We start from the raw sequence: 12,692 nt of genomic DNA, 5'->3' as shown, positions 1-12,692 counted from the left end.
TGATCGGTGGTCACAAACACGCAAGGCTTCACCAGCAGGAACGATCCGAAAGGGATGAACCCATGACGACGTATGAGAAGGCAACAGACCAGACCACTCAGGCCGGGGGGCAGACCCTGACCGGGGCCGCTCCTCCGCAGGACGGGCGGGCAACCATCATCGCGGCCGACCATGTTTCCAAGCAGTATGAGTCCGACTCGGGCAGCGACCTGAAGGTGCTGGACGACATCTCACTGACCCTGCATGAGGGGGAGATCGTAGCCATCCTGGGCCGGTCGGGTGCCGGGAAGTCGACTCTGCTGCGAATCCTGGCTGGTCTTGTGCCCGCTTCCAGCGGAAGCGTCACCTACAGGGGGAAGGAACTGACCGGCCCCAACCCGGGGGTGGCGTTGGTCTTCCAGAACTTCGCCCTCATGCCCTGGCTGACCGTCAAGGACAACGTGGAGCTGGGCCTCCAAGCCAGGGGGATGAAGAGGGCCGAACGTGAGAAGTTGGCCCTCCAGGCCATCGACGCCATCGGCCTGGACGGCTTCGAGACCGCCTACCCCAAGGAACTCTCAGGCGGGATGAAGCAGAGGGTGGGCATCGCCAGGGCCCTGGTGCTCAGGCCAGACGCCCTCTTCATGGACGAGCCCTTCTCCGCCCTTGACGTCCTGACGGCGGAAAACCTCCGGCAGGAAGTGCTCAACGTCTGGTCCGAAGACAGGGGAAGCATCAAATCGGTCCTGATCATCACACATAACATAGAGGAGGCCGTGCAGATGGCCGACCGCGTGGTGGTCCTGGGCTCCCACCCCGGCCATATAGTCGCCGACATCTCCATCGACATCCCCCGCCCGCGTGACAAGCAGGGCGACCTCTTCCAGTCCTGCGTGGACTACCTCTACTCCATCCTTACCGGGCAGAGCAACTCGGACGAGTTCCGCCGCCGGTTGCAGACCAAGGTCCGCAACAAGGAGGCCGTCGACAACTCCGTGCGCGACGAGGACATGGACGAGAGGGTCCTGCCCGATGCGACACCCGGCGGTCTGGCCGGCCTGGCCGACATCCTGGTCGAGCAGCCGGAAGGCATGGACATGGCCGACCTGGCGGCCCGCCTCTCCTTCGAGGTGGACGACCTCTTCCCCCTGATCGACGCCGGCCTCATGCTGGGCATCTTCCAGGCGGACAACGGCCATGTAACCCTCACGGACCTGGGGCGCAAGTGGCACGACGCCGACATCCTGGAAAGCAAGGAGATGTTCTCCGACATGCTGATGGAGCATGTCCCCCTGATCAGGGTGATAGACCGGGCCCTTAAGAACAGTGACGACAAGACCCTCCACGGGAATCTGATCCTGGACCTCCTGCGCGCCCACCACTCCGACAAGGAAGCGATGCAGCAGTTCGAGACGGCCATAACCTGGGGCAGGTACGGCGAGCTCTTCGACTACGATGCCGACGACGACAGACTGACCCTCGACTCGGAAAACGGTGGGCCTGTAGCAGGTTGACATACCCAGGCGTATCCTGGGACCCGTAACAAGAGCAGGGGGAATCCGAACCGGGGAAATAAGTGCCACTTTCAGAGTGGGGTGTAGGTTCTTTCGCTCATTGACCCGTCTGTTGGCAAGACCGGCGTCGGTCATGGCAACAGACGGCCTTGACAGAAGGGAAACGGATGAACTGCCCCAAATGCGGAGCGTATGTGTCCGATGGACAGGCGTCGAACTGTCCACAATGCGCCCCCCCGCTGATGCCTAGCAACCAAGACGAAAACAACCGACCCCCTGCAGGACAGACCGTGCGGCCACCCACTCCGGGGCAGGTGGCCGCCGGCGAACCTCAGGCACAGGCCGGCGGAGCATATTCACAGTCACAATCACCCTGGACCCCGCAGGAAGCCGGGCAGACGGCACCCATCCAGGCCGAGGCCCAATCCCAGGACGATGGTTTCGCCCAGGCGGGGCAGGCTCAGGCCCAGGGGAACCTTAACGGGCAGGCGCAGCAAGAGAAGCAGTCCCTCCCCTTCCCGGCACAACCCACCGGAGAACAGCAAACCAACCCACAGCAGCCGGGGGTATCGGGTCCTCGGTTCGCCCAGGAGCAGCAGCCTCCGGTGCAACAGCCTCCGGTGCAACAGCCTCCGGTGCAACAGCCTCCGGTGCAACAGCCTCCCGCCGCAGCCCCCGCCCCTGCGGTCCCGCCGTCGACGGGGCCGCAGGGCGATCGGCCCCTTCCCCCCAGCCAGCCGCCATTCGGCATGAATGCCCGTAGTCTGCGGGGACCCAATATGACGGAATTCTCCTCGAAGACCTCCCTGAAGGCCCTGGGTGCCTCCCTGGGTCTCGGATTGGCCTTCGCGCTGGTAGGCGCGGCGATCAGCCTCATCTTCACCAATTTCGCCCTCTCCGCAGGTCTGAAGGACTCTATCCTGAAGGGCATGCCTTCCGACCTTGCCCAGGGCAACGGCGAGATGGCCAGCCCTGGATTCTTCCAGAGCCTTTGCTTCATGCTGATTTCGGGCGTTTCCGGGTCAGCAACCATGAAGTTGGGCCTGCCCGACCTTCCCATCCAGGCCGGCGTGGAAGGCAGCCTCCAATTGCCGATAGGGTTGGCGGGTCTGGGCCTGATCCTCGGTGCGGCCTTCGGCGCTTATCTGCTTGGCCGCTCCAGCCGGATCCATTTCAAGTGGACCGGCGTGGTCAGTGCGGCCTTGGTCGGCCTGGGATCCTGCATCGTCTTCCTGATCCTGGCAGCGATCTTCCCCATATCCACGACCTCGACCGTCGGGATGGCCATGCTCAAAACCAGCACGGAAGCGACACTGAACGGGGCAACCTTCAAGACCGCCCTGGTCAGCTTCCTGCTGGCCGGGACGGGCTCCCTGATCGGTTATGCCCTGGCCAGGTACACACCTGACGGAGGCAACGTCTTCAAGGCCGCATGGATCTGGCTCCATAGGGCACGGGGAACCGCCAGGATGGTCGGAGAAACCGTCATGGCCTTCACCGCCGTCAGCCTCGTCCTCTCCATCATCTTCTTCATCGTGCTGTGCTTCACCGGCAAGTCGCCCAGCGGGCTCCTCCTCCTGCCCATCATCCTTCCCGTCCTGCCGGTGTTTTTCTTCATATATTCATCGTTGGGGGTCTTCGAATCGGCCGCCTCCGGCAAGGACTCGCTCATGTGGCTGTTCAACTCCCTGCATGGAGCGACGATAACCATAATGTCCCTCATTGCCCTGGTCGCCTTTGTCGCCACCCTTCTCTATGTCGCCCTGCGGGCCACCGCACGTCAGATGTACGATCCGGCATACAGCGATTGGAAACACTCCTGGAAGGCGCCGACGGCCTTCGGCATCTTCTGGCTCCTGGCCGTTCCGCTTTTCCTCACCGTTGATTCCAAAATCGGTGTTTCCGGCATACTGACAAACGTGCTGGGAAAGAACGCAGGCTCTTTCAGCGCCAGCTTCCACCCGGCATACTGGTACTTCATCATGCCCATGATCTGGGCCTTCCTGGTCGAGGTCGTCCCCAGGACCTTCGGTCCCGGACTTATCTACTCGATGAAGTCCCTGTGGCCCTTCCTGCGCAACGGATGCGTCACTCCCACCCCGCAGGTCGTCCTCGCCTACAGCAGGGAGACGAATGCACCGGCAGCAGGTTCAGGCCAGGGAGCGACCGGCACGAACCCCAACGGTCAAGCCACTGGCGGCCAGACACCCGACTCCGCCTTCCCTGCAGGGGCCAATCCCGCGTTCGCAGGCACACAGGCGCCAGGCGGACCGGCCCCGACCGCAGAAATGCCGGTAAACGTCGCCGGGCAGGCCGGACCTGACCTGCCGACATCCGACGGGGAGCACCCTGACGGACATATGCCTGCGGAAGACCGCGAGGCGACCACCGCCCAGACCAGCCAGATGGCCCAGGGAGGCAATGCCGGCAGTGGCAGCGGTGACGGGTGGACCTCCTCCATCCCGTCGACGGCGCCCCTTCCGGCCTTCCCCCCAGCCACGGCGAATGGGACCCAGACCTTCCAGGCCATGACCGGCCAGGTTCAGGTGACCGGCCAGCCGGACTTCCCCGGTGATGTCCCCTTCGGGCAGGCCAAGCCCAGGAAACCGCTGAGCGGAAAGCAGAAGACCGCCATCTTCACGATCCTCGCCCTGATCGTCCTCTGCATCGTGCTGGGCATCGCCTATGCGATTCTCAACTCCACCGTGTTCAATCCCCAGAAGGTGGCCGACGAGTACATCAACGCCATCGCCACGAGCCAATACGACCAGGCCTCGCGGATGTCAGACCCCCAGGTCCCGCAGAACCAACAGGACCTCGTCTCCGACAAGGCGGCCGCAAAAGGCAAGAGCATGATCGGCAACCAACGTGTGACCTCCACCGACACACGCAAGGACGGATCTACCGTCTTCACCTACACCTATACGATGTCCGGCAAGGAGATGCGGGATTCGGTCACGGTGATACCCAGCGGCAAACGGTTCCTCGTCTTCAACGACTGGAAGGTCAGCACCCCCCTCCTCAAGGAGGTCGACTTCCGGGTGCCCCAAATGGTGCCGATCGTGAATGTGAACGGCATCCCGGTCAACCTTGGCGACAACCAGACCGATGATTCCTCCAGTTCCTCATACAGGGATGTAAAACTCAAGGTCTACCCCGGGTCATATACGGTGTCGCTGCCCGAATCGAAGTTCCTCCAGGGGAATGAACTCACAATCACGACCGGCTCCAAATCCGGTGACCAGGTCATCCCCAACACCCTGAAGGTGACCCCGAAGGACACACTGGAGAATGCGATCAACGACGAAATCAAGAAAAAGGTGGATGCCTGCGTGTCCAGCAAGGATCCGGATGAGAAGGCCTGCGGCTTCAGCAAGAACGACATCTTCACCTTCAGCGACATGCGCAACCTGACCTGGTCGGTGGACCAGTACCCTGAAATCAGCAGGCTCAGCCTCGATGACCCCCAGTTCTTTACGACCGGCGGCAGGTTGAAGGCCCAGTACGAGGACAAGTCATTCGACGACCAGTGGAAAAAGGAGGACCAGACGTTATACATCGCCTACCAGGGCTCCTACACTGTGAACGGCGACAAGGTAGAGGTGTCCTTCGAGACGCGCTAGGGCAGAACGGCGCCGGGGCCCGGCACCTCAGTCCGGTCGCCCTGCGGCCTGGCCGGGTGCCGGGCCCTGCCCATGCCCGGCGGGCGGGCGTGAAAGACGGGAAGGACAAGGAGAAAACGATGATCAGCATCCTGGACATGTTCAGTGTGGGGGTCGGACCATCCTCCTCGCATACGGTGGGCCCCATGCGCGCCGCCAATGCCTTCGTCTCGACGCTCGGGCAGGGTGAGCTGGGACGGGCCCGACGGATCCATGTGGACCTGTACGGCTCCCTGGCCATGACCGGATTGGGTCACGGCAGCGACAGGGCTGCCATGGCCGGCCTGGAGGGATTCCGTCCTGACACCATCGATCCGGATGTCCTTCTGCGGATGCGGGAGCGGTGTGAATCCAGCCACAGCATCCTGATCGCCGGCTCCACGCCGGTCGGCTTCGACTATGCACGTGACGTGGAGTTCCACATGCACGAGAGGTTGTCGGGCCATGCCAATGGGATGGTCTTCACCCTTCTGGACGGGGCCTCGGGAGTCCTGGCCCGCCAGGTCTGGTATTCCATCGGCGGAGGTTTCATACGGCCCGGATCACCTGACGACCAGATCATCGACGACGGCTTCCGCCCCACGGACCCCGGCCGCGCCGAAACCCGGCAGGCAGCACGAGGGGCCGTAGGGGCGGGCCCGCATTCTGAAGCAGACAGGACAGCGCCACCGGTCATACCGCCTACCCCCTCCCCCGCCGAAGACCCAGCCTCGGTGGCGGGCGGGGAGGGGGACCTCGTGCCGTATCCCTATACGACCATGGATGGCCTTCTGGCCCTGTGCGCCGAGACCGGACTGCCGATGGACCAGGTGGTCATGGAGAATGAAGCGGCCATAAGCGGGGCCGACAGGGTCAGAACCACACTCGCGCATAGCCTGCAGGTGATGGAGGACTGCATCAGGCGGGGCTGTGTGAGCCAGGAGGGTATGTTGCCCGGCGGTCTCAAGGTCGCGAGAAGGGCGCCTGCGATCTTCAAGTGGTTCTCGAACGGCATCGATCACGACCCCCTATCGGGTGGGGTGCCCCCTGCCGACCTGCTGGCAAGGGCCTCCGAGAGCGAATGGACCGACCTCTTCGCCCTGGCTGTCAGTGAGGAGAACGCTGGCGGCGGGCGTATCGTCACCGCTCCGACCAATGGATCCGCCGGCGTCCTCCCTGCGGTCATCGAATACTACCGCCTCCTGGTCCCCGGGTCCGACCAGGCCGGAATCGGCCGTCTTCTCCTGATCGCCGGTGCCATCGGGGTCCTCTTCAAGTCCAACGCCTCCATATCCGGCGCCGAGGTGGGCTGCCAGGGTGAGATCGGCTCAGCCTGCTCCATGGCCGCAGGAGGCCTGTGCGCCGCCCTCGGAGGAAGCCCACGACAGATCGAGAACGCCGCCGAGATCGGCATGGAGCACAATCTGGGCTTGACCTGCGATCCCATCGGCGGGTTGGTGCAGATACCCTGCATAGAACGGAACGCGATGGCCGCCAACACGGCCATCAACGCGGCCCGGATAGCCCTCCTCGGCAACGGCGAACACATCGTCTCCCTGGATCAGGCCATTGCCACCATGAAGCAGACCGGCCTGGACATGATGGACAAGTACAAGGAGACATCCCAGGGGGGCCTGGCCGTCAACGTGGTGGAGTGCTGAGCATGTTCATTCCAGACCGGCATGTCTGTGCCGATCGAGCCCGTCCATCAGATCAGGGCGCCCCCTCCCCAGCCGGATGCATGGGGGTCCCGCCCCGGCAGGGGAATCCGCAAGTGGACGGACTGCAATCCACCTGACGCTGGCAGTCCTCCTCGCGCCGACAGTTTTCCTGGGGCCGACGGTCGCCCGGGAAGGGAACCTCCTGGTCACTTCTTGAGGTCGGGAAGCCCGCATTTCCTTCAGGATATGACGACCTTGGTCCCGGTCGGAATCTTGTCCATGATCCATTTGGCGTCGGGGATGGTCAGGCGGACGCACCCGTGTGAGCTCGGCCTCCTCCCCAGGAGGTCGGCCTCCGAATCGATGTAGTTCCCCCTGGAATCGGTCGGGACCGTGTGGAAGAGGAAGACACCGTGCCTGTTGAAGCTTGTGTAGTATCGGGCCCCCATGCCTTCCTGCGAATTGAAGAAATAATCCCCGCGCTCGGCTTCGATTTCGAAGGTTCCCCTGGGCGTGGATCCGTCCATCCCCGTGGACGCATACATGGTGTAGAGGGTCTTCCCGCCAGCCCTCACATAGACGCGCTGGTCGCCGATGCTGACATCCAGTTCAAGGTCCGGATGGGCCAGGGGATCAGGATAGGGCACGGACTGGGAGGGCGAACGCCAATCCACCCGCTTCCCCCTGGCCGGGGTCCTGTCACCCTTGTCCTTGCCCTTTCCGGTCCCCTTCGTCCCCCTGTGCGAATTCGCCCCATCGGAAGGGGTGGAGTGTGCAGGGGTCGGGGCCGCAGATCCGCCGCGGACCGACTCTGCGGCTGCATGGGTTGACGGGGTCGGCCCGGGACGGTCCGTCGGCAGGACATTGACCAGAACGATGACCAGCAGGGTGGACAGGGCAGCCGAAAGAACGACCAGCAGGGTCCTGTTCCTGGGAGCCAGCAGGGCACGGAGGCCGCTCCTGAGGGCCTGGACGACCCTTCCTGCTGGTTTCGGCATGCCACCTCCCCTCGCACCATCTCCCCACGCTCCCGTTCTGGCAAACATCATACCCAAGGATCGCCAGGTTCAGCGGTCCGATGTCCGGGCGAGAACGGCCCCATCCTCCGGGCCTTGCAGGTGCCTGCCGGTCGGGGAGGTCCCGGCCGGCACCTGCGTTCACTTCTTGGAGGCCGAAGGTATGCCGGTCTTGAACTCGACGATGTCCCCGTCCTGCATGACGTAGTCCTTGCCCTCGAGGCGCATCTTGCCCTCCTCGCGGACCTTGGCGTAGGACCCGTCGGCGGCCACGAAATCGTCATAGGAGACCACCTCGGCCTTGACGAATCCCTTCTCGAAGTCGGTGTGGATCACGCCTGCGGCCTGGGGGGCGGTCCAACCCTTGTGGATCTGCCAGGCCCGGACCTCCTTCACCCCGGCGGTCAGGAAGGTCTGCAGGCCCAGGACGTCGAAGCCGACACGGGCAAGCTGGTCCAGGCCGGACTCCTTGAGCCCTGCGTCGGTCAGCATCTCCCGGGCGTCGGCCTCGTCCAGGTCGGTCAGTTCCGCCTCGAACTCGGCGTTCAGGAAGATGGACCGGGCCGGGGCCACCGAGTCGGAAAGGCGTCGCTTGAGCTCCTGGTCCTGGAGCTCGCCGTCATCCAGGTTGAAGACGTATATGAAAGGCTTGGCCGTCATCAGGTGGAGGTCATAGAGGTCGTCGGCGTCGATCTTGCCGTCCTGGGCCGCGTGGTCGATGGTCTCCCCCTGGCCCAGGATCTCCTGGGCCTTCTTGACCGCGTCCAGATAGGAGGACTCCACCTTGCCCCCGCGCAGGTCCTTCTCCAGCTTGGGCAGGGCCTTCTCGATGGTCTGCATGTCGGCCAGGATCAGCTCGGTGTTGATCGTGTCGATGTCGTCGGCAGGGTCGACCTTCCCGTTGACGTGGACGATGTCATCGTCCTTGAAGGCCCTGACCACCTCGCAGATGGCATCGGCCTCTCGGATGTTGGCCAGGAACTGGTTGCCCAGCCCCTCCCCCTCCGAGGCCCCCTTGACGATGCCGGCGATGTCGACGAAGGTGACCGTCGCGGGGACGATCCTGTCCGTGTGCACCAGCTTGGCCAGGACCGGGAGACGGTCGTCGGGCAGGGGGACGATGCCCGTGTTGGGTTCTATCGTGGCGAAGGGATAGTTCTCCGCCAGGACGTTGTTGCGGGTCAGTGCATTGAAGAGTGTGGACTTGCCCACGTTTGGCAAGCCGACGATTCCTATGGTAAGAGACATGCCACCAGTCTATTGCCCGCTATGACCAGGCGTGCCGCCGGCGGCCCTGCGTCACTCCCCCTCGACCACGTCTATGGCATCGATGACGGCCCCCCGGAACCCGTCTTTTTCCAAGGCGGCCACACCCTTGATGGTGGTCCCGCCCGGGGAGCAGACGGCATCCTTCATGGCACCGGGGTTGGTCCCCGTGGCCAGATAGAGGGCTCCGGTCCCTTCCACCATCCGGGCGGCCAGCCGGTAGGCGGTCTGCCTGGGCAGGCCGTGCTTGACCCCGGCATCGGCCAGGGCCTCCATGTACATGGCCGTGTAGGCGGGGGCGCAGCCGGCGATGGTGGTGGCCACCGATGTCTGGTCTTCATCCAAGGTTTCAAGGAGGGCGACCCGGCCGAAGATGCCCCTGAAGAGGTCCTCCTGGCCGGGTGTCAGGCTGTTGCCGGCCTGGACCACCATGATCCCCCTGCCTACGGCTATCGGTGTGTTGGGGATGGCGCAGACCAGGTGGGTCCCCGCTTTCAGGACCCCCTCATAGTCGGCCATGCCCCACCCTCCGACAACGGATACCACAAAGCGGTCGTCACCCGCCAGCCTGCCGGCGATGGGGGCGCAGACCTGGGCCACCTGCTTGGGCTTGACGGCTATGACGACCAGGTCGGAGGCCTGCGCCACCTGGCCTGCCGTCCGCAGGGGGCGGATGCCCAGGTCGGCCGCATTTCCTTCCAGCCTGTCATAGTGGGCGGCCGTTGCAACGATCCGACCGGCCTCCACCGCACCTGAGGAAACCAGGCCCCGGGCCATGGCCTGGGCCATGTTCCCATACCCTATGAAACCGATTGTCGGCTTGTTCACATCAGCCATCATGAACACCCTCCTTGACCCTTCCGGATTCCGACGACCTCCCGGCCGCACCCCGTCTGTTCCCAGGATAGCCGGGCCCCCAGGTCCACAGATGCCCCGTCACCGGCAGGCACTCTCAAATCGTCCCCAAGAAGGCCGTCCAACCCGGAGCGACGGCGGGACGTATCATCCCCAGGACCTATACAGCGCCGGAAGCCCTTGGGATAGGCTGGCAGGCATGGGCCGGTTCAGACACTTCCTCACCAGGACGCATGCCTTCGTCAGCAGGCGGGAATTCGTCATCGATGCCCTGGGTGCGGTCTTCATGCTCGTCGTCATCCTCATGATCCGTCCTGCGGACTCCGGCCTGTCAGTCATGCAGGAGGGCGGGCAGGGCCTCTTCGTCGATGTCGGCAGTGCCGGCTACGCGATCTGGCAGATCCTCCTGGCCGCCCCCCTGGCTCTCAGAAGGTGCTCGCCCGACCTGTCCGCATGGTCCTTCCTCGTCATCAGCATCTGCCAGCTGATCCTGGGACCCGTCCTGGTCCCAGCCGACATTGCGGCCCTGATCATCATCTATTCGGTCCTGGTCTATGGTGAACGGCACAGGTTCGCATACATATTCACGGCTTATGCCATGGCGGTCCTGGCGGCTGCGTCCTACGGAATCAGCGCCGTCTTCGTCCACCAAACCAGGCCAAGGCTGGAGGAATGCGCGTCGACCCCCTTCAAGGGCCATCTGGCTTTCTGCCTCCGTGGCGTCCTCTTCGAGAGCATGCAGGTCGGTGTCTTCTACCTCATCCTGGTCACCTGCGCCATCTTCCTGGGGTACTGGAACCATGCCAGGCGGCGCTCCTTCGAATTGATCCGGCAACGCAACGAGGCACTTGAATACCGCAACCGGGAGAAGGAGGAACTGGCCGCCAGCGCCGAGCGGGCCCGCCTGGCCCGTGACATGCATGACGTGGTGGCGCACACGCTCTCCATCATCATCGTCCAGTCGGATGCCGGCCGCTATGCCGGACCTGGAGACCCGGCCGTCGCCCTGCAGACCATGCAGACCATCGATCGCGAGGGCAGACGGGCCCTGGGCGAGCTCAACGGCCTCTTCAGTTCGATGGGCAGGATGGCCGGCGGAGACGGAGAAGGCATGAAGGCCGGGCCCCGGAATCAGGGGGTCGGCTACCACAGCCTTGAGGAGCTCCTGAACGAGGCCCGTCAAGCCAGCCCCGGGTGCCGGTTCGAGAGGATCGTCACCGGCACGCCCGAACCGGATGAGTTGACGGACGGACGGATGAACGTGGCCTATCGGGTGGTCCAGGAGGCCCTGAGCAATGTGCGCAAACACGCAGGGCCACACGTGCACGTCATCGTGCGCGAACAGTGGCAGGTCGATGGTTTGCGGTTGGACGTGGAGGATGACGGGAGGGGCCAGGCAGCCCATTTGGAGGAGGACCACCGCGGCTATGGGCTGGTGGGGATGCGGGAACGGGTCTCTTCCGTCGGCGGCCGCACCTGGTCCGGCCCTCAGGCAGGTGGCGGGTTCAGGGTGGGGGCCTTCATCCCCTTCGAGGCAGGCCCCGACAGGACTTTGGGCCGACGGGTCATCCTGACCGACGGGACGGAGGCGGAGGCGGGGACGGAGACAGGAGGCGCCGCGGATGGAGCGGATGGGCCAGCCGGGAGCAATGACGGGATCGGGCAGGTGCCTGAAGGCGGATACAGACCCAACCTGATCGAACGGATGTCGTCCTGGTTCCAGCGACACTATGTGGTAGCCGATGCTGTCCTGGCCTTCCTCCTCCTTCCTTTGGCCATGCCGAGCTCCCCTCTTGAGAACATCTACCTGTCCGACAAGAGGTACACACCCAGCGATTCGAGTCTGGTCTGGTTCACCACCCTGTGCATCCTCGTTCCGCTCGTCTGGCGACGAAGCCACCCAAGGGGCAGTGCGGCCGTCATCGCCGTCATCTGTGCCTTGGAGATCCTCTTCCTGCCCTGGATCCCTGTGGGCGACATCCTGGTGGTCGTTTCGGTTTATTCGGCCATGACATACGGGAATGACCGCGACCGCCTGTGGGTCCCCCTGGCGGTGCTTGCAGAGGTCTTCATCCTTCAATTGCGGCTGTACGGGGAGGAATTCCACGGGACAGGCCCTTTGATCGGTTTTCTCATGGGGATGGGTGACGGCCCCCTGACACAGGCCCGGAACAATCCCGAAGGCTCCTATTTCAGCCTCTTCGGATTCACCCTGGCCTGTGCGGCCATCTGCCTGGCCGCCATCCTGGCCTCCTTCTGGAAGCGTTCCCAGGGTTCCAGCCTCCTTCTGCAGGAGCAGAAGGAGGAGGCGCTGAGGCTGGCGGCCAGGGAGGCCGGCCTGGTGGCCGCCAATGAGGAACGCAGCAGGATAGGGGCCAACATGCAAGAGGATGTGGCATCCACCTTGAAGCGCGTCATCTTCCTGTCCGACCAGGGCCTTGCCATGCTCGGGAAGGCCAGGGCCAGGGGTGAGGATCCGGACCCCGGCGACGTGGAAAAGGCCTTCGACGTCATCGGGCGCGAGGGTCGTCAGGCCCTGACCCGGATGAGACAGCTCCTGACCATATTGAGGGAGACCGGTGACAGCGACCGGGGGCAGGGAGGCGGGAAGACGGGCCCGGCCCTGCACCCGGTGCACGTGGGGACTGCCCCGTCACAGACCCCCGGAGGGCAGCATCCCCTCCCGTCCCGGCTCGATGACGTGCACTCCCCTCCACGCGAGACCCCGGTCCATGACGGTGGTGGACGGTAGTATTGAGA

7 protein-coding genes are annotated in these 12,692 nt (G+C 64.1%); 4 read left to right on the top strand and 3 right to left on the bottom strand.

The genetic code is table 11. The features are described 5' to 3' along the window. Window positions 1-62: 62 nt before the first annotated feature. The 3 genes from V6584_RS03415 (at window position 63) to V6584_RS03405 (ending at window position 6,795) form a co-directional block, all read left to right on the top strand. A complete protein-coding gene (locus tag V6584_RS03415; RefSeq protein WP_340486193.1) occupies window positions 63-1,493 on the top strand; it encodes an ABC transporter ATP-binding protein in 1,431 nt (476 codons plus the stop codon). A 779-nt stretch (window positions 1,494-2,272) separates the two neighbouring features. Next, entirely contained in the window at window positions 2,273-5,116 is a 2,844-nt protein-coding gene (locus V6584_RS03410; protein ID WP_340469042.1) for a zinc ribbon domain-containing protein, read from the top strand. A gap of 119 nt (window positions 5,117-5,235) precedes the next feature. Then, complete coding sequence (locus V6584_RS03405; RefSeq protein ID WP_340469722.1) at window positions 5,236-6,795, top strand: L-serine ammonia-lyase; 1,560 nt, start codon at window positions 5,236-5,238, stop codon at window positions 6,793-6,795. A gap of 239 nt (window positions 6,796-7,034) precedes the next feature. On the opposite strand, the gene V6584_RS03400 is transcribed toward V6584_RS03405, so the two are convergent. From V6584_RS03400 to proC, 3 genes are all read right to left on the bottom strand, one after another. Then, window positions 7,035-7,793: a L,D-transpeptidase gene (locus V6584_RS03400; RefSeq protein WP_340469041.1), complete on the bottom strand. Its 759-nt coding sequence runs from the start codon at window positions 7,791-7,793 to the stop codon at window positions 7,035-7,037. A 159-nt stretch (window positions 7,794-7,952) separates the two neighbouring features. Continuing rightward, window positions 7,953-9,059: a redox-regulated ATPase YchF gene (gene ychF, locus V6584_RS03395; RefSeq protein ID WP_340469040.1), complete on the bottom strand. Its 1,107-nt coding sequence runs from the start codon at window positions 9,057-9,059 to the stop codon at window positions 7,953-7,955. A 51-nt stretch (window positions 9,060-9,110) separates the two neighbouring features. After that, the gene (gene proC / locus V6584_RS03390; protein ID WP_340469038.1) at window positions 9,111-9,917 is read right to left on the bottom strand and encodes a pyrroline-5-carboxylate reductase; all 807 of its coding nucleotides are present in this window, start codon (window positions 9,915-9,917) and stop codon (window positions 9,111-9,113) included. A 214-nt stretch (window positions 9,918-10,131) separates the two neighbouring features. Between proC and V6584_RS03385 the strand changes: the two genes are divergently transcribed. Beyond that, complete coding sequence (locus V6584_RS03385) at window positions 10,132-12,684, top strand: sensor histidine kinase (protein WP_340469036.1); 2,553 nt, start codon at window positions 10,132-10,134, stop codon at window positions 12,682-12,684. Window positions 12,685-12,692 lie beyond the last annotated feature (8 nt).

Source organism: Bifidobacterium favimelis (assembly GCF_037963085.1).
Taxonomy (GTDB): domain Bacteria; phylum Actinomycetota; class Actinomycetes; order Actinomycetales; family Bifidobacteriaceae; genus Bombiscardovia; species Bombiscardovia favimelis.
The sequence above is the reverse complement of the archived record's forward strand: the minus strand, read 5'-3'. Positions and strand labels throughout refer to the sequence as shown.

What these genes read in the sequence shown, in the direction of transcription:
- V6584_RS03415 (WP_340486193.1), top strand. Translation starts at nt 63, where the DNA reads ATGACGACGTATGAGAAGGCAACAGACCAGACCACTCAGGCCGGGGGG.
- V6584_RS03410 (WP_340469042.1), top strand. Translation starts at nt 2,273, where the DNA reads ATGACGGAATTCTCCTCGAAGACCTCCCTGAAGGCCCTGGGTGCCTCC.
- V6584_RS03405 (WP_340469722.1), top strand. Translation starts at nt 5,236, where the DNA reads ATGATCAGCATCCTGGACATGTTCAGTGTGGGGGTCGGACCATCCTCC.
- V6584_RS03400 (WP_340469041.1), bottom strand. Translation starts at nt 7,793, where the DNA reads ATGCCGAAACCAGCAGGAAGGGTCGTCCAGGCCCTCAGGAGCGGCCTC.
- ychF (WP_340469040.1), bottom strand. Translation starts at nt 9,059, where the DNA reads ATGTCTCTTACCATAGGAATCGTCGGCTTGCCAAACGTGGGCAAGTCC.
- proC (WP_340469038.1), bottom strand. Translation starts at nt 9,917, where the DNA reads ATGATGGCTGATGTGAACAAGCCGACAATCGGTTTCATAGGGTATGGG.
- V6584_RS03385 (WP_340469036.1), top strand. Translation starts at nt 10,132, where the DNA reads ATGGGCCGGTTCAGACACTTCCTCACCAGGACGCATGCCTTCGTCAGC.